This window comes from Sphingomonas sp. PEI4 (assembly GCF_056679955.1).
On sequence record NZ_JBWXPI010000002.1, the window covers coordinates 220384 to 239999 of the forward strand.

At 61.9% G+C, this 19616-nt stretch carries 15 protein-coding genes; 6 read left to right on the plus strand and 9 right to left on the minus strand.

What is annotated here, in order from left to right; all coding sequences use genetic code 11:
- Positions 1 to 389: 389 nt before the first annotated feature.
- A complete protein-coding gene (locus AC1MLZ_RS20135) occupies positions 390 to 4049 on the minus strand; it encodes a PAS domain S-box protein (protein WP_480961763.1) in 3660 nt (1219 codons plus the stop codon).
- 195 nt (positions 4050 to 4244) lie between these two features.
- Here AC1MLZ_RS20135 and AC1MLZ_RS20140 point away from each other — a divergent pair, with 195 nt between their 5' ends.
- Positions 4245 to 4820, plus strand: coding sequence for a YciE/YciF ferroxidase family protein (locus AC1MLZ_RS20140; protein WP_480961764.1), 576 nt, complete (start codon positions 4245 to 4247; stop codon positions 4818 to 4820).
- 61 nt (positions 4821 to 4881) lie between these two features.
- Positions 4882 to 5415, plus strand: a complete 534-nt coding sequence (locus AC1MLZ_RS20145; RefSeq protein WP_480961765.1) for an inorganic diphosphatase — start codon at positions 4882 to 4884, stop codon at positions 5413 to 5415.
- Between the two features lie 397 nt (positions 5416 to 5812).
- Here the strand turns inward: AC1MLZ_RS20145 and arsH are convergent, their stop codons facing one another.
- The 6 genes from arsH to AC1MLZ_RS20175 form a co-directional block, all read right to left on the minus strand.
- A complete protein-coding gene (gene arsH / locus AC1MLZ_RS20150) occupies positions 5813 to 6556 on the minus strand; it encodes an arsenical resistance protein ArsH (protein WP_480961766.1) in 744 nt (247 codons plus the stop codon).
- Positions 6556 to 7839 (minus strand): arsenic transporter, encoded by a 1284-nt coding sequence (locus AC1MLZ_RS20155; RefSeq protein ID WP_480961767.1) that lies wholly within the window; start codon positions 7837 to 7839, stop codon positions 6556 to 6558. Before AC1MLZ_RS20155 ends, arsH begins: the two co-directional genes overlap by 1 nt.
- Positions 7839 to 8267 carry an arsenate reductase (glutaredoxin) gene (gene arsC, locus AC1MLZ_RS20160; protein WP_480961768.1) on the minus strand — a complete coding sequence of 143 codons (429 nt, stop codon included), beginning with the start codon at positions 8265 to 8267 and terminating at the stop codon, positions 7839 to 7841. The genes AC1MLZ_RS20155 and arsC overlap by 1 nt, the downstream gene beginning before the upstream one ends.
- Positions 8268 to 8277: 10 nt before the next feature.
- Positions 8278 to 8610 carry an ArsR/SmtB family transcription factor gene (locus tag AC1MLZ_RS20165; RefSeq protein WP_480961769.1) on the minus strand — a complete coding sequence of 111 codons (333 nt, stop codon included), beginning with the start codon at positions 8608 to 8610 and terminating at the stop codon, positions 8278 to 8280.
- Positions 8611 to 9427: 817 nt separating this feature from the next.
- Entirely contained in the window at positions 9428 to 11236 is a 1809-nt protein-coding gene (locus AC1MLZ_RS20170; RefSeq protein WP_480961770.1) for a sensor domain-containing diguanylate cyclase, read from the minus strand.
- Between the two features lie 230 nt (positions 11237 to 11466).
- Positions 11467 to 11859 (minus strand): response regulator, encoded by a 393-nt coding sequence (locus AC1MLZ_RS20175; protein WP_480961771.1) that lies wholly within the window; start codon positions 11857 to 11859, stop codon positions 11467 to 11469.
- 259 nt (positions 11860 to 12118) lie between these two features.
- Between AC1MLZ_RS20175 and AC1MLZ_RS20180 the strand changes: the two genes are divergently transcribed.
- The 4 genes from AC1MLZ_RS20180 to AC1MLZ_RS20195 all read left to right on the plus strand — a co-directional run bounded on the left by AC1MLZ_RS20180 (position 12119) and on the right by AC1MLZ_RS20195 (position 16912).
- A complete protein-coding gene (locus AC1MLZ_RS20180) occupies positions 12119 to 14701 on the plus strand; it encodes a sensor domain-containing protein (RefSeq protein ID WP_480961772.1) in 2583 nt (860 codons plus the stop codon).
- A gap of 236 nt (positions 14702 to 14937) precedes the next feature.
- On the plus strand, positions 14938 to 15699 hold the full coding sequence (locus AC1MLZ_RS20185) for a Crp/Fnr family transcriptional regulator (protein ID WP_480961773.1): 762 nt from the start codon (positions 14938 to 14940) through the stop codon (positions 15697 to 15699).
- Between the two features lie 17 nt (positions 15700 to 15716).
- Positions 15717 to 15971: a DUF6894 family protein gene (locus AC1MLZ_RS20190; protein ID WP_480961774.1), complete on the plus strand. Its 255-nt coding sequence runs from the start codon at positions 15717 to 15719 to the stop codon at positions 15969 to 15971.
- A gap of 260 nt (positions 15972 to 16231) precedes the next feature.
- On the plus strand, positions 16232 to 16912 hold the full coding sequence (locus tag AC1MLZ_RS20195) for a Crp/Fnr family transcriptional regulator (protein ID WP_480961775.1): 681 nt from the start codon (positions 16232 to 16234) through the stop codon (positions 16910 to 16912).
- Between the two features lie 73 nt (positions 16913 to 16985).
- On the opposite strand, the gene AC1MLZ_RS20200 is transcribed toward AC1MLZ_RS20195, so the two are convergent.
- Positions 16986 to 18443 carry a protein adenylyltransferase SelO gene (locus AC1MLZ_RS20200; RefSeq protein ID WP_480961776.1) on the minus strand — a complete coding sequence of 486 codons (1458 nt, stop codon included), beginning with the start codon at positions 18441 to 18443 and terminating at the stop codon, positions 16986 to 16988.
- Positions 18444 to 18581: 138 nt separating this feature from the next.
- Positions 18582 to 18953, minus strand: a complete 372-nt coding sequence (locus tag AC1MLZ_RS20205) for a DUF4336 domain-containing protein (RefSeq protein ID WP_480961777.1) — start codon at positions 18951 to 18953, stop codon at positions 18582 to 18584.
- Positions 18954 to 19616 lie beyond the last annotated feature (663 nt).

The window sequence follows — 19616 nt, forward strand, 5'->3', positions numbered from 1 at the left end:
CTCTAGTTTGAACAAACTACGTCAAAGTGGTTGGATCGTAGCCAGGTCGAAGCAGAATTTTCCGTAAGGATGGGAGTTGGTGGTGCAAGCGGGATGTTTCTCCAGAGGCTGTACTTGGCGGGCTTGAAGCTGCGACGAAAGATAATCGGCACCGGCACAAAACGCTAGGGTCTTAGGCACGATCTCGAAAGCATGAGTCTTCATAGGAACGATTAGCGATAACGGACCAGTCGACTTGGCTAGTGCTAAGCAGGAAAATAGGACAATTTACTTGCCTGAAGCAGTTTCTTTCTTGATACGACATCTTTTGATAACGCTCCGGGCTTCTCGGCCGCCCTGCCCAACCTGGAGCAGCCGGCCGATGGCACCAGCCTTATTTCAGTAGCGCGTCAGGGGCGCTGCGCTTCTATGATCTCCCGAATGCGAGCGGCGAGCGCATCGATCGCAAACGGCTTGGTGATCATCTTCATCCCCGGATCGAGGAAGCCGTTGGCGATTGTCGCGTTCTCGGCATATCCGGTCATGAAGAGGACCTTCAAATCAGGGCGCCGCTCACGTGCGGCGTCGGCGAGTTGGCGACCATTCAGTCCTGGCAGGCCGATGTCGGTGATCAACAAGTCGATCCGCAGGTTCGACTGCAGCAGTTTCAGGCCCGAAGGCCCATCGATTGCTTCTATCGGGCGATAGCCGAGCTCTTCCAGGACATCCACGACAAGGGCACGGACGGCCGTCTCATCCTCGACGACCAGCACAACCTCGCCATGCTCGGCCCGGTGCTCGTCACCGAGTTCCGCAGCATGACCTTCGGCTTCCTCCTTCTCGCCATAGTAGCGGGGCAGGTAGAGCTTGAACGTCGTGCCCTTGCCGACCTCCGAGTAGATCTTTGCGTTGCCCTCCGATTGCCGCGCGAAGCCGTAGATCATTGACAGACCGAGCCCAGTACCCTGGCCGATCGGCTTTGTTGTGAAGAACGGCTCGAACGCCTTTTGAATGGTATCGGTCGTCATACCCACGCCAGTGTCGGTGACGCAGATGCAGACGTACTGTCCCGGTTTCACCCCCCGCTGCAGGGCGGAGTAGGCGTCATCGAGATGCGCGTTGCAGGTCTCGATGGTGAGCATGCCCCCCTCGGGCATGGCATCACGGGCGTTGATTGCCAGGTTGAGGATTGCACTTTCAAGCTGATGCGGATCGCACAGCGTCTGCCACAGGCCACCGGCTGTCACCATTTCCAGTCGAACTGCCTCGCCGATCGTGCGGCGCAGAAGCTCTTCCATGCCGGTCACCAGGCGATTGGCGTTGGTCGGCTTGGGATCCAGCGGCTGACGACGGGAAAAGGCGAGAAGACGGTGGGTCAGGGCGGCGGCGCGATTTGCGGAGGTCACTGCCGCGCTCGCGTAGCGCTCGACCTTGTCGGTGACGCCCTTTGCCATTTGACGCTGCATCATGTCGAGCGAGCCGATCACGCCTGTCAGCAGGTTGTTGAAGTCGTGCGCGATGCCGCCCGTCAGCTGCCCGACGGCCTCCATCTTCTGGGCCTGGCGAAGCTGTTCCTGCGCCTGTTCCAGTTCGGTTTGAGCCTTCCTTTCGGCATCAACATCTCGAGCGACTGCGTGAATGAAGGTCTCGTCCGGCACGGCGGTCCAGGACAGAGAGCGGTAAGAGCCGTCCTCGCACTGATAGCGGTTCTCGAAGCGCAGCGTGGTGAGTCCGTCCGCCAGTTTCCCGACCTCGGCAAGCGTGCTCTCCCGGTCGTCCGGATGCACGAGATCGATAAAGGAACGCCCGATCAGGTCGGCCTCACGCCACTTCAACAGCGTCGTCCAGGCCGGATTCACTGCCGCAATCGTTGCGTCGAACCGCGCGACGAGCATCAGGTCCGTCGAAAGGCGCCACATCCGATCCCGATCGGCAGTGCGCTCTGCAACCTGTGCTTCCAAAGAACCGTTCAGCCGTTCAAGGGCCTCCTGAGCGCGCTTCTGTTCGGTGATGTCGACGAGGACGATGATTGCTGCGGCCAGCTTGCCCCCATCACCGGTCAGCGGAACGCCGCTGACCCGGACCCACATGTCGCCTGCTGCTGTCCGGTGCAAAAATTCGATGCCCTTCGTCGCTTCGCCGCGAAGCGCACGTGAGCCCGGGAATTCGTCGCGGGTCAAAGGCTGTCCGTGCTCGTCCCATCCCAGCCATTCCTCGTCTGTGTCAGGATGGCGGGAAGGGAGCGTCCCGTTAGGCAGAAATTGGCGGTAGGCGGGATTGGACAGCAGGACCTCACCGTGTGGCGTGAGGAAACATACGCCAACCGGCAGGCTCTCGATCAAAGTCGCCAGACGCGTGCGTTCCTCGAAAAGGCGCGCCTCGCTTTCGCGCAGCCGCTCCTCGGCGTCCTTTCGTTCCGTGATGTCGATGGATGATCCTACCAGGCCTACGACGACGCCTCGTGCGTCTCGCAAGGGCGCTTTCGTCGATAGCCAAGTGGCATGGCTGCCGTCGGGGCGGGTGACAGCCTCCTCCAACGCCTCGGCGCGGTTTTCTGCCATGATGTGCATGTCATTGGCCATGACCGCCTCGGCCTGCACCGGGTCGTCCAAAAACTCGACATCCGTCCGACCAATTATCTCGGTCAGCGGCTTGCCGACCAGCTCGGCCGTTCCGCGATTGGCTGCCAGCATGCGCCCTGCACCGTCCTTGGCGTAGACGACGCCTGGCACAGCCTCCATGACGGCTTCCAGCAATGTATTGGCGCGACGAAGAGCATCCTCCGCCTCCCGGCGTTCGTCGATGTCGATAACGGACCCGATATGGCCGAGGAATCGGCCATCTTCGCCGAAACGCGGCGCAGCAGCGTCGATCGCCCAGCGGTAGGCACCGTCGGCGCGGCGCAGGCGAAACTCGATGCGGTAAGGACCGTGCGCAGCGGCTGCGGCCATGAACGCCTCCTCCGCCATTTTCTGATCATCGGGATGCGTTGCTCTGGTCCACCCGATGCCAAGCGCCTCCTCCTCGCTCTGGCCGGTGAACTCGTACCATTGTCGGTTGAGGTAGGTGCAGTGCCCGGTCTCGTCGGTCACCCACATCATCATGGGTGCGTTGTCGGCCATGTTGCGGAAGCGCGCTTCGCTATCGACGAGGTCAGCACGCGTGCGGGCAAGTTCCTCGGTCTGCTCGCGCTGGCCAGTCTCATTGCGCGCGATCTTGATAAAGCCGATCGGCTTGTCGCCATCCAAGGTAATCGGGTGCGTCGATCCACTCATGAACACACGCGACCCATCGGCGCGAAGGTGCCACCGCACGTCCGGGGCACAACCGTTGATCAAGGCTTCCTGAGCCTCCTTCGCAGGGGCACCGGCATTGCGATCTTCCGGCGTGAAAATGTCGTCGATCAGACGTCCGATTGCTTCGTGTTCCGACCACTCGAACGTGGCCTGCGCCCCGGCCGACCAGCTGGTGATCCGGCGCTCCTCATCCGTCGTGATGATTGCGTAGTCTTGAGCGCTATCAAGAACGAGCCGCAGGCGCTGTTCGCCAACGGAGACTTCCTCAAACCGCTTATCCCGCTCCTCTATCGCGCGCCGCAGCTCCAGCTGTGCCATCACCTGCCGGGCCAGCACGCGCAGCGTCTCCTGCTGGAGGTCGGTCAGCTGCCGCGCGCGGTAATCCAGCGCACACAGTGTACCGATCGGCAGCCCCTCCTCGGTCTTGAGGAGCGCGCCGGCGTAAAAGCAGATATGGGGCTCGCCGACCACCAGAGGGTTGCACGCGAACCGCGGGTCCTGCGTCGCATCGGGAACGAGGAGGAAGTCCTCCTCCAGGATCGCCTTGGCGCAAAAGGAGCTGTCGAGCGGCGTCTCGCGCACGCCGAGGCCAACCTCGGCCTTGAAGAACTGGCGACCCTCACCGATCAGGTTGACGACCGCAATCGGCACGTCGCAGAGTTTCGCTGCCAGTGCAGCGATCTCGTCGAACGAGGCTTCGCGCGGCGTGTCCAGCACGTCATAGCGCCCCAACGCAGCCAGCCGACGCGTCTCGCGGTCATCCATCTCGTTCATGTCGTTAAAACGATCCCTTTTCCGGACGTATACCGAACAGGATGGTATCATGCCAGCAGTCCACGGCGGGCGTTGCCTCGCGCCTCTCAGGAGGCTCCGTCGATTTCGCGCAACCCACCTAGCGACGGCCTGCCGGCAGGAACGGCGCTGTCGCACGGACGTTCAGGCATCTCTCTTTCCAGCCACGAGGTCGATATGCCTGCTCCGAAAACCGCCCAGGACGTTCTTGTCACCGAACTCAAGGAAATTCATAGCGCGGAGCGTCAGTTTTCCCGCACCGTGCCGAAACTTTCACGCGCGATTTCTTCTCAGCCGCTCAAGGACGCTCTTCAAGCACGCCGTGAGCAAGGCGCGGGAATCATCGAGGAACTCGACAGCATCTTCGAGGACATGGGTGTCACCAAGGCGCGCCCGAAGAATGTCGCGGCCGAAGGTCTTATTGAGGACATGAACGAGCATCTGGAAGAGATCGACAATCCTGCGCTTCTCGATGCGGTGTTGCTCGGCGCCGTCCAGAAGCTGGAGCACTATTGCATCGCGGCCTGGGGCACCTCAGCCTCACTTGGCCGCCTGTTGAACCAGCCTTCCGTCGTGACGCTGATGGAGCGCCTGGTCGAGGAAGGTAAGCGCGACGATGAAGCGCTCACGCAACTTGCCGAGAGCGAAATCAACCCTGCCATGGTTGCAGGTGAGGAAGCCGGCCAGGACGAGGAAGTCGCGGATGAAAAGGTCGCGGCAAAGCCCAAGGGTAAGGCTTCCAAGAAAAAGTAAGGACGAACGGCGCCGGCCAGAGCGCGGCCGGCGCCCATCCTGCCTGCAATGATGAGGATACATGATCAATCTTCTCGAACTGCCACATCAGCTCGACCGTGAGGCGCTGACCTGCCGCGCGATTGTCGAGACGCCGCGAGGGCACCGTTCCAAATTCGACTATGATCCTGAAAGCGGCCTTTTCGAACTCGCCGGTGTGCTTCCTGCAGGTATGGCTTTCCCGCTGTCGTTCGGCTTCGTGCCGGCGACCCGAGCGCAGGATGGCGACCCGGTCGACATCCTGGTGCTTTCCGACGAGGACCTGCCGGTTGGAACGCTCGTCACGGTGCGGCTTTTGGGCGTGATCGAAGCAGAGCAAACCGAAGAAGGCGAGACCTGTCGAAATGACCGGTTGATCGGCAAAGTAGCGCAATCACACACCTACCATGATATCGACAGCTTAGAGCCGTCGGGATCATCGTTCACCGACGATCTTGCGCTGTTCTTCCAAACCTACAACCGGCTCCGTGATCGCGGTTTCGACGTAGTGGCGATTGGCGACGCAAGACGTGCCGCCGGACTCATCGCAGAGGCGGAGCTTGCCCTCGAGAACTGATCAACGCAGCGAGCAATTTGGACAACTCGGATAGACGGGGCGGATGACAAGAGCAAACGCGGCGGTCATGATCGGGCACACGTTAGTAGCCTTGAAGGCTATGAAGTGAGCTACTTTGCTCGAGAGCACGGCATCACGTCATAGCAAGCACAGGACCTGATCGCGAAGGTCGGCAATGATCGGGAAAAAGCTGAATGCAGCGGCGGAAAATTTAAAAGTGATCGTGACGGAACTGCCATCAACGGCTGAATGAGCTGCATCACGGGCGTACGCGTGGCGCTCGTGGTGCAGCTCTCACCGCGCTGGGCGTCCTGCTGGCGTGCAGGTCCTTGCTGATGTCGCGAAATGCTCGACATTCGCCACGTCCAAAACTTAGGGGTTTAGCGACATGAGCCTGCTAGCGAGGTGAGATGGCAATGCTGGACAGATCGGTTGTAGCGTCGATCGGCACCCCCGCCTCTTTTCGTTCCGAATAGCGATCGACAAGCTGGACGGTGTGCGGGCGTAGCAAGAGCGTAAAGCGCACCAACTCCTCCATCACGTCGACGATCCGGTCGTAGTAGTTGGACGGCTTCATCCGGCCGGCGTCATCGAACTCGTCGAACGCCTTCGCTACCGACGACTGGTTCGGGATGGTGACCATCCGCATCCAGCGACCGAGGACGCGCAGTGTGTTGACGCTGTTGAACGACTGCGATCCGGCCGACACCTGCATAACGGCCAGCGTGCGGCCCTGCGTCGGGCGCATTCCCCCCATCGACAGCGGCAGGTGATCGACTTGCAGCTTCATGATCCCAGTAATCTGGCCATGCCGTTCGGGGCTGCACCACACATGCCCCTCCGACCACATCGACAGTTCCCGCAATTCGTGGACGGCCGGGTGATCGTCCCCCGTCACCTGATCGGGCAGCGGCAGCGTGGCGGGGTCAAAAATGCGCGTCTCGCAGCCGAAGAATTGTAGCAGGCGGGCCGCTTCCTCGATGCAAAGGCGCGAATAGGACCGCTCCCGCAGGGAGCCGTAGAGCAGCAGGATGCGCGGAGGCGGTTCGTCAGCGCCCAGCCCGAGGGCGGAACGTTCGAGCGCATAGCGGCGATCCAGCGCGGGAAGATGATCAGAATCGGAGAGCGTGCGAAGCGGCATTACAGACTGAGCCTTATGGAGAGCGTGGCGAGTGTCACCAGCAGCACCGGGATCGTCAGCGTCGCGCCGGCTTTGAAGTAGTAGCCCCAGCCGATCCGGATGCCCTTTTGCCCAAGGACGTGCAGCCACAGCAGCGTCGCAAGCGAGCCGATCGGCGTAATCTTCGGGCCAAGGTCACAACCGATCACGTTGGCGTAGATCATCGCTTCCTTGATCGCGCCCGTGGCGTGCGTCGCGTCGATCGACAGCGCACCCACCAGCACGGTCGGCATGTTGTTCATCACCGACGACAGCAGCGCGGCAATGATCCCGGTGCCGAACGCCGCGCCCCACACACCGCCTTGCGCGGTGCGATCGAGCAGGCCGGCAAGGTGATCGGTCAAGCCGGCGTCTCGCAGGCCATAGACGACCAGGTACATGCCGAGCGAGAAGATCACGACCTGCCACGGCGCACCGGCCAGCACCTTGCGCGTCTGGATGACATGGCCGCGCGCAGCGATGACGAGCAGGAGGACAGCGCCGGAAGCGGCAACCGCGCTGACCGGTACACCGATGGGTTCGAGCAGGAAGAAGCCGGCGAGCAGCAGGGCGAGGACGACCCAGCCCGCCTTGAACGTGGCAGGATCGCGGATCGCGTCAGCGGGCGCGCGGAGCTGCGCCGCGTCGTAACTTGCTGGTATGTCGCGCCGGAAGAACAGCAGCAGCGCGACCAGTGTCGCGGCGATCGACGCCAGATCGACCGGTACCATCACCGAGGAATAATCGGCAAAGCCGATCCGGAAGAAGTCGGCCGACACGATGTTGACGAGGTTGGAGACGATCAGCGGCAGACTGGCGGTATCGGCGATGAACCCCGCCGCCATCACGAACGCCAGCGTCGCCTTGTCCTTGTATCCCAGCGCGCGCAGCATCGCGATGACGATCGGCGTCAGGATCAGCGCCGCGCCGTCATTGGCGAACAGCGCCGACACTGCCGCGCCGAGCAGCACGATCAGCAGGAACAACCGGCGACCATGCCCCCGGCCCCAGCGCGCGACATGAAGCGCCGCCCATTCGAAGAACCCGGCTTCATCGAGCAACAGGCTGACGATGATGATCGCGACGAACGTCGCGGTCGCGTTCCAGACGATGCCCCACACCACCGGCACGTCGGAGAGCGAGACGACCCCGACGAGCAGCGCGATCGCCGCTCCGCCCAGTGCGCTCCACCCGATGCCGAGGCCCTTGGGCTGCCAGATGACGAGCGCGATCGTGACGGCGAAGATAGCGAGCGCGAGCAGCATCAGGCGATGCGCTGACCCGAAGCGTCCACGACCTTTTCGCCGTCTTCCTTGGCAAAGGCACCTTGTTGCGGCTCGGGCAGCAGATCGAGGACTACCTCCGAGGGGCGACAGAGCTTCACGCCGAGCGGCGAGACGACCAGAGGCCGGTTGATGAGGATCGGATGCGCCATCATCGCGTCCACCAGCGTGTCGTCTGACAGCGTGGCGTCACCAAGACCGAAGTCGGCATATGGCGTCCCCTTCTCACGCAGCAGATCGTGGGGCGTGATGCCGGCGCGGTCGATCAGCTTAACCAGCAGCGCGCGCGAGGGCGGCGTTTTCAGATATTCGATTACGTGTGGCTCGATGCCGGCATTGCGGATCATCGCCAGCGTGTTGCGCGACGTGCCGCACTCGGGGTTGTGATAGATCACGATATCGACGGCCACGGGCGTCCTTTCAGCAGCAGGGGGTGAGTTCGGCCAGGAGTGGCGCACACAGCTCGGGCGAACCGGCGCAGCAGTCCTTGATTAGGAACAGCGTCAGCGCGCGTAGCCCGTCCATTTCGGCGCGGTAGATGATCGACCGGCTATGCCGTTCGGAACGCACGATGCCGGCCCGCGCGAGAATACCAAGGTGCGCGGACATAGTGTTTTGCGGCACGTCAAGTTGGCGGGCGATTTCGCCAGCAGCCAAACCGTCTGGTTCGTGGCGGACCAGCAGGCGGAACACGTCGAGGCGCGTGCCTTGCGCGAGCGCACCAAGCGCAGCGATAGCCGAGTCATTATCCATGGATCCAGCATAGCGGATACGCTGGGTTGAGGAAGCCTCTACGAACCAATTCACCATCGAGTTTGGGAATAGCCGGGTCGCCGCCTCGGTCTTTTCCTGCACGGTAGCGCAGGTTAGAAGGCGCTCATGTCACATAAGCGTAACTTCGTAGCGGCTTTGCGGCCCGAGCCGAACCTCGCTCATCGTTGGGGGCTTCGATCGGCCTCAAGCCACACATGGCTTCCGGTTTTCTACTCAACTGAAATGGAGGCAAACGCCGCCATACGAGCGATGAGCAGAGAGAATTGTCATGGCACTGACACGGCTACGGGCCAATGACGATCCGCAATAGGAGTTGCCATCGTGAAGAGCCTGAGTCTCGCTGTGCCTGAGGAATTGATCGAGTGCGTGTCGGCAGGTTCGCCCCCCACGACGCAGCAACTCACAGCGCTCGCGGCACGAATTTGGCGTGACGCCGGGCAGTATCGATCGGCGTTTTCCTGGGGCGACCTTGCGCCAGAAGCATGTGACCGGGTTTTTGCCCTCCGCTCGGCTGCATTGGCGCTAAACGGCAATTGAAAGCATCAGGTCAGACATATGCCTCGAGATACCCCGGCTGGGCTGTCTTGCTCCATCCGGTAGGCCTGTTGCACATCGCGGAACTAGAGCCGCTAGTCGGCCACTCCTGATACCCCGCGACGGCACACGATGTGGTCGATTTTTGGCGCACAGCGCGGCGATCGGCGCCATCAAGAGATCGGGGGTTATCGACAACGGTAGGAGCGTTCGCGCGGTCCCGGCCATGAGAAGCAGCGGGATGCCCGGCTTCCTTGTCAGGTCAGCCTAATGCCGCGCTCCGGGGAACTGCGGTTACCACCCTGTTTCGACCCGTTTGCTTCGCCCGGCGTAGCGCCGCGTCAGCGGTTTGCAGAAGCTTGTCGGGGGTCACCTGCTCCGGTGCGCTTGCAACGCCCAGCGATACCGTGATCGGGCCAAGATCCCTTCCCTCCCCGCGCACACGAAGCGCTGCAATCCTACCTCGAATTTCCTCAGCACGGCGAACGACTTCGTCGGCGGGAATGCCCGGAATGAAGAGCGCGAACTCCTCGCCTCCATAGCGAAAGGCCGTGGTACCGTTTCGGCTCGACGCTTTCAGCACGGCGCCCACCTCACGAAGGACTGTGTCACCCGCATCGTGGCCGAATTCATCGTTGAAATGCTTGAAGTGATCGACGTCGAGCATGATGCAGCTGATTGGCGCACGTTGCGAGATCGCTTCGGCGAGAAGGCTCTCCACGACCGCGTCCAGCCGGCGCCGGTTTGCCAAGCCCGTCAGCGCGTCGGTCATCGCCAGGTCGCGAAGCGCATCGCGCAGTTGGAGGTTTGCGATCGCCAGGCCTACATTCTCAGCGAGCATCTTCAGGTAGACTTCTGATGGTGCCGACTGCGCAGCCTCCGTATCGCTGAGCGCCTCCAGGTAGATCAGCCCAAGGGTCTCGCGCTGGGCTACCAGCGGTAGACAGATCGTATCGATCGGGTCGTCGGCGGTAGTCAGCAAATGGTCACAAGGGACGTCGATATAGTGGCCGGCGGGCCGATGAAGTGTTCCACGTCCTAATGCCCAGCACGACAACGGGGAAAATTCGCGCTTGGAATGCGTGGGACTATGCCACTCGCTCGCCTCCACCATGATCCTGCGGACTGGGTCGAGAAGATACAGGCTCCCGGCATACCCAGGGGCGATTTCCGGCATGAAGCGTTCGACGACAGCCCGCAGCTCCGCCATCGCTTCGCAGCCCTGCATGCGCTGGGTCATACGCGACAACAGATCGCGCATGATCCGATCAACGTCCCGCTCATTCTCCAGCCGCTGCCGCTCGATCCCGTTTTCCCGAAAGACGCGCAACGCCTGAGCCATGTCACCGATCTCGTCGATCTGGTCGAACTCGGGCGGCTCGGCCGCATAATCCTGAGCGGCCAAGCGTCCAATAACGTCGCTAAGCCTGACTACCGGGTGAAGCACGCGACGTCTGAACACGAAAAAGAGCACGCAGAGGAACAGGAGACCGGTAAGGCCGAGCACAATCTCCGACGTCCGGCGCCATATCTGCGCCAGGCTCCTTGCGGCGGCGACGTCGGTCTCGGTTCTCTGGTCGAGACGGTATTGGAACCGTTCGATCAGTCCTTCGGCACGGTTGAGTTCCCGCTCATATTCGGGACCGAATATGATCTGCTGCGCACGTGCCGCGTCGCCGGACTGTCGCGCGGCGATCGCAATCTTCTGCTCATCATGCAGAGCGTCGACCCAGTGGATCCCTTCTTTTAGCGCGTTCAGCTCGTCGGCTTCGGCGCCGAGGTCCCGTACTCCAGCGATGCGGCGCTCGGCGGAACCCAAGGCCTTTTGCTCGCTTGCATAGAGAGAGGCATAGGACTGATCGCCCGTGATCGCGAACTGCCGCACATAACCTGTCAGGGCATAGATCTCGGACGCAAGCTTCGAGGTGGCCTGATCCAGAGCGTAGCGGCGCTCGACGGCCGCATGTTCTTTTCCCTGCGCGTTCGAGGCGAGGATCATCGTCGTACCCGACGCCAGGGTCAGGGCAACGGTCGCCCCGTAAGCCCAGTTGGTGATGGTCGCCAAACGCATGCGGCCGCATAGCAGCGAACACGTTAAGATGCCGTTGCCTACGATCGGGTGGGCTCGGATCCTTGGAACAACGTAGATGATAAACGCCGGCGTTCGCGACCGTGCTGGCATACACGAGCAGTTCCACGCGTCTTCCTTGACGGTTGATCACCCTACCCCCTCGCAACTCAAGTCGACAAGGACAGGTACCGCATCGCTCGGTCAGGTGCTGCGCGGCTCCTCTCGACACGCTAATTGATCATTCCCTCGCCTTCTGCACCGCGGGCGAGGATCGCGCCCATCGCCTCAAACAGCGCATCCATTGCAACAGGCTTGAAGATCACGTCGTCTCCGCCCGCCGCTAGGCAGCGTTCGCGCAAGTCTGGCGCGCTGTCCGCGGTGACGACGATGATCGGGACCTTCGCTTTGGCATCCCTACGAGAGCGAATATGCTCGATCGCCGTCAAGCCATCCATGCCGGGCATGCGGAGATCGACGAGCACCATCATGAAATCCTGCTCATCAAGGATCTTGAGCCCGCGCTCTGCGCTTTCTGCCTCGACCATGGTCACGCCGGCGACATCGAGCATGTCCTTGACGACCCGCCGGTTCATAGGGTCATCCTCCATAAACAGGACCTTCACAACGGTCTCCGCGATAGTTCGGCAAGCAGGAGTGGATAATGCCACGACCAAGCGTACGCGTCACGCGGCAGGCGATAAAAGGAAACGACGGTGGCAACCTGCATCCAGGCGCAAGTCGTGGCGGATGCCGGTACTGAGGAACGGGGTGACTGCCTAAGGCAGAATATGATTGTAGACTCAGACTACCTCGAGATCTGGGCGTCTAAGTTGTTATTAAGACTCAGTCTCTATTCGTTCGCACTAGGGGAAAGGGGCCGGAATGAGCGAAGAAGGTTGGCTGCACCGCGTTACGGCTCATGCCCTAGGCCTTGGGGGCAAGATACGTTCTCCGGACGATGATGATCGTGCAGCCGCGATAGCCTCCGACGCGCTCGAAAAGATGCCTGATCGATATGTCTATCTGGCCGAGTTTGGGCCGATCATCCCCTGGATGGCGCTCCCGAACGGCACGATAGTGGATGTGGGACCGCGCGGGCTCCAGAAGCTCGGTTTTGCTACGACCGAGGTGTTGCGCGCGCAGTGGAGCAGCGCCATCCACACCGCCGACCGTGAGGCTTTGCAGCGGGCGTGGCGGGCGGCGAACGAGGGTGACTGTGTCCTCGACATCGAATGTCGTATCCGTCTTGCGGATGGCCAGCACCGCTGGTTCCACGTTCGTGCCACCGCGCAACGCGATCCGCATGGCCAGATAACATGTTGGTGCGGGACAGCCGAGGATTGTAACGAGAGGCGTTGTGCGACGGACAAGTTGCGCGCGAGCGAGGAACGCTATCGCCTCGCAACGAAGGCGACAAACGATGTGGTGTGGGACTGGGATTTCGAAACGGGTCAGCTGACCTGGGGCGAGGCGATGTACAGCCAACTGGGCCATGCCCTCAGCCGCCAAACAAACCATGGGGATTGGTGGAAGGCGCAGATCCATCCTGACGACCGAGTCCGTGTCACCGCTAGCATCGAAGCCACGATCAAAAGCGGCTCACCAGAGAGATGGCGCGAAACCTACCGCTTTCTGCGTGGCGATGGACAGTATGCTGATATCGTCGATTGCGGCTTCGTGGTCACAGACGAGAATGGCAAAGCCACTCGCATGGTGGGGGCAATGATGGACCTGACCGAGCGCAACCGCGCCGCAGCTGCGCTTCACCTGAGCGAGGAGCGCTATCGCTATACGATCGAACTAAGCGAGCAAATCGCGTGGGCAGCGTCGCCAGACGGCACGTTGAGGGAGGTCGGACTGGCATGGTCGCGAATGACCGGGCGGCCGCTTGCCGAAGCGCTTGGAACACGCTTCATCCGCGCCGTCCACCCCGACGACGTGACCCAGCTCCGGCGGTGTTGGGAGCGTAGCGTTTCGACCGGCGAGCCCCTCGACTGCATCTACCGTCTCATGCTGCACGACGGATCGTACAGATGGATGCGCTCGCGCGGCGCGCCGTTGCGCGACGACGCGGGCGCAATCCTGCGCTGGTATGGCACGACTGAAGACGTCCACGAGCAGCGCCTGGCGGAGCTGGACGTGGCGTGGCGTGCAAGCCACGACGTACTGACTGAATTGGCCAATCGCGAGACGTTCCAGAACTGCCTAGAGGGCGCATTGCAGCAGGCTGCCGCGCACGGCGGTACGTCGGCGGTGATCATTTTCGACATCGATCGGTTCAAGCTCATCAACGACCGATACGGTCATGCTGCCGGCGACACCGTTCTGCGCTGGATCGCAGAACGATTAGCGGCACTTCAGTTCGGCACGCCTGCGCGATTAGGCGGTGATGAGTTTGCCGTTCTCCTTCAAGACGTTGATCCGGCTAGGGTTGAACAGAAAGCCCATGACGTATTCTCCGCGCTACGTGGTGAGGTGACGGTCGACGATATCGGGGTCGAATGCCAGGTGAGCGCAGGGATCGCGATCTACCCGTGCCATGGCGCGACGGCGGAGGAATTACTCAGAAGTGCCGACCTCGCGCTTTACGATGCAAAGGCCAGCGGTCGCAATTGCCTGCGCCCGTTCAGGCCTGAACTGCGCGCTGAGCTTCAGCGCCAACTGTCCATGCTCGCGGTGGGCCGGGAAGCACTCGGCGCCGAGCTTATCCGGCCCTTTTATCAGCCCAAGATAGATCTTGTCACAGGTGAGGTCGTCGGCTTCGAAGCGCTGCTGCGCTGGGACCATCCCACCCGGGGCGTGCAGACGCCAGATACGTTGGCCGCCGCATTCGACGATCGCGATCTTGGCTGTCAGATCAGCTCTGTCATGCAGCGCCAGGTGATCGGCGACATGCGAGATTGGCTGCAGTCGGGGGTCGCATTCGGCCATGTCGCGCTGAACGCGTCTGGGGTGGACTTACGCCGCCCCGGCTTTGCCGACGAGCTACTGGAGCGTTTGGTGTTAGCGGGCGTACCTGCCACCATGGTCGAGATCGAGATTGTAGAGTCGGTGTTCCTAGGACGCGATTTGGACATTGTGGAGGAGGCTTTTGCAACCCTGAGTCGGGCCGGCATCTCCCTCTCCCTCGACGACTTCGGCACCGGCTATGCCTCGCTGTCACACCTCCAGCGCTTTCCAGTTTCAGTCCTGAAGATCGACCGGTCCTTCGTCGCGCCGCTGCAGTCGGACTGCAGCGATGCGCCGATCGTGAACGCGGTGATCGGCCTCGCAAAGAGCTTCCGAATGAAGACTGTGGCCGAAGGTGTCGAGACGGCAGAGCAAGCGCTACTGTTACGCCGCGCCGGCTGCGATGTCGGCCAGGGCTTCTTGTTCAGCGCCGCACGCCCGGCGGCCGACATCCCCGAACTGACGCGACAGCGCTTCCTGCGCAGCTGCACCAGTGTAGCGGAGCCTGATCGCTGACGAGATCGGCTGCCATGAGTCGATGTCCGCGGCCAGCTACCGAGCTCCCGCACCTCCGCGAACAGATTGGGCTTGATAAGCGTCGAGGTTCGCTCCCGCCCCCCGCCAGCCATCTCATCATAGCAGGCTCAAGGAACAGCACAGCGGGATGAGTGGATTGTCAGCCTGAAACCTGTCGGCCACAATGCTGTGGCAGCTTTCGGCTATAGGCGTAGGGAATAACCAGGGAGGGCCCCATGAGTAATCCATGGACCATGAAGATGGAGCAGTTCACGCCCTTCACCAACGAGCAGCGCGAGCGGCTCGATAGCCTCGTTTCATTGCGCCAGCAGGACTATGCCCGCGGCGAGGATATTCTGAACGAGGGACAAAAGATCGACGAGTGCCACGTGCTCCTGTCAGGGCTGGCAGCTCGATATAAGCTGCTGCCCGATGGAGAACGGCAGATCATGGCTTTTCTCATCCCCGGCGATCTCTGCGATGCTGAAGTCTTTATTCTGGACGAAATGGACCACAGCGTTGCGGCGATCAGCCCCACCAGGTGTGCTGTCATCCCGGCCGGCACGATGCGGGAGTTGCTGCGCGAAATATCACCTATGTCCGAGGCGCTGTGGTGGGGTACAATGACGGACCTGGCCGTGCTGCGCGAGCGCATCGTCGACCTTGGCCGCAGGGAAGCCAGAGAGCGGATTGCCCACCTGATCTACGAGATGCTGGTGCGCTATCGTATCGTCGGCGCGACAGACGATGACGTAATGCCGTGGCCAATCACCCAGGACGAGCTTGCCGATGCGACGGGTCTCTCCCCGCTGCATGTGAACCGCACCTTGAAGCAAATGCGCGAGGAGGGGCTCATCGAGTTCGACAGAAGGACGCTCAAGGTGGTGAATCCTGGCCAACTGCGGGGGGTGGCGAGCTTCAACCCCAACTATCTACATCTCAAACGGACGGCAGAGAGGGACGGTCTCGTTTCGGAGCGAGCCGGCGATCTCGTCTGAATTTCGTTGGAGGCGGCATGGCTTGCTATTTCTTCCACCTCCAGGATCGTAGCGGCCGAACCGAGGATCAGCTTGGGCGTGAGATAGCCGACCTTGACGAGGCCAGCAGGCGAGCGATCAAGGCCGCTCGCTCCATCATCCGGGCGGACGTGGACAGCGGGATCATCGACCTGACCGCGCGGATTGAAGTAACAGATGCAACGGGCAAGCTCGTCCTGACGCTCCCTTTTCACGAAGCAGTCGAACTGATCACCGGCCGTCCCGGCTCATAGCCTGCCGCTGAGAGCGGCTGCAGGGCAAGCAGGTGAGGAAGAATGGTCTTAACATACCATCCTATCATAGAGTTTTCAGGCTTAACCTGAGCTAGGCTGCGCCCATCATCGAACCTCTTCCGGCGTCTCGATGACTGTGAGCCCCGTGCTCTCCGCCAACGGAGAGCCGAGCCATGCAACATCCAGATCAGCCAGCCCTTGCCCCTATGTTGCCGAAATTGGAACGGTGGGCGAAACTCGACGATGCTGACCGCGGGGCATTGCTGGCGCTGCCGCACCGCCTCCGCAGCATAGGCCCGACGCAATATGTTGTTAGGGAGGGAGACGAACCGGAGCATTGTGCCCTCCTTCTTTCGGGGTTCGCGTTTCGCTCCAAGATCGTCGGCGATGGCGGCAGGCAGATTGTCGCCCTTCACATGAAGGGCGACATGGTCGATCTTCAGAACGCGGTCCTCGGCATTGCCGATCACAACGTCCAGGCGCTGACCACGATCGAAGTGGCGCTTATCCCTCGTGCTGCAATCCTTGAGATCACGGCCAGGCTCCCCAACGTCGGTAGGGCCATGTGGCACGACACGCTGGTCGACGGATCGGTGGCGCGTGAGTGGGTTGCCAACGTCGGCCGTCGCAATGCGCGCGCGCGGGTGGCGCATCTTCTCTGCGAGTTTGCGCTCAGGCTGCAAACCGCGGGTTTGGGCGAACAATGCAATTACGAGCTGCCGATGACCCAGGAACAGCTTGCCGACTGCGTAGGCCTGACGCCGGTACATGTGAACCGCACCCTCAAGACACTCGACACCGACAAGCTCATCACGAGGACGATGCGATCTGTGAAGATCGACGATTGGGAAAGCCTCGCAGATGCCGGCGACTTCAACAGCACCTACCTTCATATAGACATGAAGGGCCGGTCCATCGATCCCGTGGTGCCCCGTAGCTAGCGGCTCAGCGGGCTACCCGTTTAGACGCGCGCTTCATTATGCCGCTTCCATAAAGTGGACGGAGAGCTAACCGCTAGGTTCCGCAGAAGGTCGCTAGTACCCGTTCATGCGCTTCCGGCGGGCCAGCGAACTCCGTGAAGTCGGGCTGGTCTTGATACGGACGGGAGAGCAGCTCGAGCATCGTCTCGAACGGGCCGAAATCGTCTCGCTCGACGGCCGCGACGATCATGGCCTCAACGCGGTGGTTGCGGGGAATAAAGGCCGGATTCACCGCTTCCATTGCGGCACGGCGGATGTCCGCGTCCTGCGGTTCCTCCGCCAGCCGAACACGCCAGTCGACCGCCCAGGCATCGAACGCGGTCGGATCGATGAACAACGCCCTAACCGGCTCATCTTCGCCCGCAACGGCCACCCCCAAGCGGCGAAAGAACAGCGTAAAATCCACCTGGTTAACGGCCATCGCATCGAGGATCGTGGCGGCGAGGGCCACATCGCCCTCCCGCGCATCCCGCAGCCCGAGCTTGTGCGCGAGGCCGCCGTGATAAGCGCGTTCGAACCGGGCCGCGAACGCGCTAAGCGCGACCTGCGCCAGCTCCATCGCCTCGGCCTCATCTTCGCTGAGGAGCGGCAGCATCCCTTCCGCCAGACGCGTTAGGTTCCAGTGCGCAATCCTTGGCTGGTTGCCGTACGCATAGCGACTCATGCGATCGATCGAGCTGAACACGGTCCCGGGATCGTAGGCGTCCATGAAGGCGCACGGACCATAATCGATCGTCTCGCCGGCGACGGACATGTTGTCGGTGTTCATGACGCCATGGATGAAACCGACGAGCAGCCACCGCGCGACGAGATCCGCCTGCGCCGCGACAATAGCGTCGAGCAGAGCGACATAGGGGCGCTCCGCCGTCGCAGCCGCGGGATAGTGGCGGTCGATGACATAGTCCGCGAGCAGACGCAGCGCCTGCACGTCACCGCGCGCGGCGAAAAATTGAAACGTGCCGACACGGACATGGCTGGCGGCGACGCGCGTGACGATCGCGCCCGGCAGCGGAGTTTCGCGCATGACCGTTTCGCCCGTCGTCACTGCCGCCAACGCACGGGTGGTTGGGATACCGAGCGCCGCCATCGCCTCGCTGACCAGATACTCGCGCAGGACGGGGCCAAGCGCCGCCCGACCATCGCCGCCACGCGAGAAGGGCGTGCGCCCCGCCCCCTTCAGCTGGATGTCGCGGCGCCTTCCATGTCGATCGACGACGTCGCCGAGCAGGATGGCACGCCCGTCGCCGAGTTGGGGCACGAAGTTGCCGAACTGATGCCCGGCATAGGCAAGCGCGATGGGATCCGCCCCCTCGAGCATTTTAAGGCCTGCGAAGATTGCGGCCCCGTTCTCGCCCGCCAGATGGTCGGGATTGAAGCCGAGTTCGGCCGCAAGCAGCCGGTTGAGCTTCAAGAGCCTGGGCGCGGGGAAAGTCGCGGGTTGAACGCGCCGGAAGAACCGGTCCGGCAGACCTGCATAGCTGTTATCGAGCATCGGAAGACATCTCAATCCTGACTAATTAACCGCGATTGACGGCAACCCTGATGAACACATTCCCGAGTGAAGCGACCATTCGCATCTGAAGGTGCGCCGCTGCGACTTCCGTCGAGGCGCTGGCCGCTTGCGGACGCACTAGACCAACCAATCGAACGCGCGCTGCAACTGCTCAGCAGCTTGCCTGTCGAAGAAGCGTCCGTGAGCGAAAATAGCACGTTCGGGCGCCATTGCTATGAGTTCTCTAATTGCCTGCTTTGCCTTCGGTCCGCCGAGCCGAACGATTGGCCGGAGATAGCGCGCAGTTGTTCCGTTGGTTGCAGCGGAAGCTCGCATCACCAATCTCGCGAGCGGCGGCAGCTTTGCGGGTTCCAAATTCTCGATCAGGTCGACAAGCAATAGCGTGCGGCTGGATCGGTGGAAGAACCAGATTTCATAGAAGCCTGCCCCACCGGCTACCACGCCCTGCGTAATCTCGTCCGCCCAGGCCGGCGGCGCTTCGTCGCCCAACACTGCGTCGATGCGCAAACCGGAGGCGCGGACCTGTGGCCGGTCTCCCAGGCCTGGAGCGGCCCAGACGGTCGTTTCCGGGAAGCGCGCTGCCACTCGGTCAGGAACGTCCAGTGTGCCACGTTGGGCGCAACGAGATGACGTACCGTGCCGAGCGCAGCGACAGCCGCGGCGACGGCGGGGGAGAACTCCGTCGGGGAATGAAGGACGAGGTCGCCGCTCGCCAGCCGGATGATCGTCATGCGGACCGGGAGTTGAAGACCCATTGCGCTAATCGGGCCACTATCGATGATCCAGATGTCCTCGGCCACCGGCTTCGGCGTGTCGAGGGGCGGGTAGGTAGCTTGATCTCGATCCGTCGGATCGTCCGACCGCGCCATCCACCAAAGGCCAGCGGCTGCGATCGCACCGCCAGCGATTAGCAGGTTGCGTGCACGTACGTCGTCTAATCGCGTGGGTTGCAAGGGGTTTCTGAGATGCCGTTGCCGGGAGCATGGTCGTCTTCGCGGTCGACATAAGCCGCCGCATGATGGGGCTTCGCGGGCGACCCTTCCAAGGTTCATCACGCACTTCAATGCCATGAAGGCATAAGGTGCAACGAACGTCGCGGAATGAATCAGCCTACGTCCCGGCAGGACGTCTCGTGGCGCCTTGCGACGCGGA

Coding starts and splice junctions, on each gene's coding strand:
- AC1MLZ_RS20135 (WP_480961763.1), bottom strand. CDS start 4,049: ATGAACGAGATGGATGACCGCGAGACGCGTCGGCTGGCTGCGTTGGGG.
- AC1MLZ_RS20140 (WP_480961764.1), top strand. CDS start 4,245: ATGCCTGCTCCGAAAACCGCCCAGGACGTTCTTGTCACCGAACTCAAG.
- AC1MLZ_RS20145 (WP_480961765.1), top strand. CDS start 4,882: ATGATCAATCTTCTCGAACTGCCACATCAGCTCGACCGTGAGGCGCTG.
- arsH (WP_480961766.1), bottom strand. CDS start 6,556: ATGCCGCTTCGCACGCTCTCCGATTCTGATCATCTTCCCGCGCTGGAT.
- AC1MLZ_RS20155 (WP_480961767.1), bottom strand. CDS start 7,839: ATGCTGCTCGCGCTCGCTATCTTCGCCGTCACGATCGCGCTCGTCATC.
- AC1MLZ_RS20165 (WP_480961769.1), bottom strand. CDS start 8,610: ATGGATAATGACTCGGCTATCGCTGCGCTTGGTGCGCTCGCGCAAGGC.
- AC1MLZ_RS20170 (WP_480961770.1), bottom strand. CDS start 11,236: ATGCGTTTGGCGACCATCACCAACTGGGCTTACGGGGCGACCGTTGCC.
- AC1MLZ_RS20180 (WP_480961772.1), top strand. CDS start 12,119: ATGAGCGAAGAAGGTTGGCTGCACCGCGTTACGGCTCATGCCCTAGGC.
- AC1MLZ_RS20185 (WP_480961773.1), top strand. CDS start 14,938: ATGAGTAATCCATGGACCATGAAGATGGAGCAGTTCACGCCCTTCACC.
- AC1MLZ_RS20190 (WP_480961774.1), top strand. CDS start 15,717: ATGGCTTGCTATTTCTTCCACCTCCAGGATCGTAGCGGCCGAACCGAG.
- AC1MLZ_RS20200 (WP_480961776.1), bottom strand. CDS start 18,443: ATGCTCGATAACAGCTATGCAGGTCTGCCGGACCGGTTCTTCCGGCGC.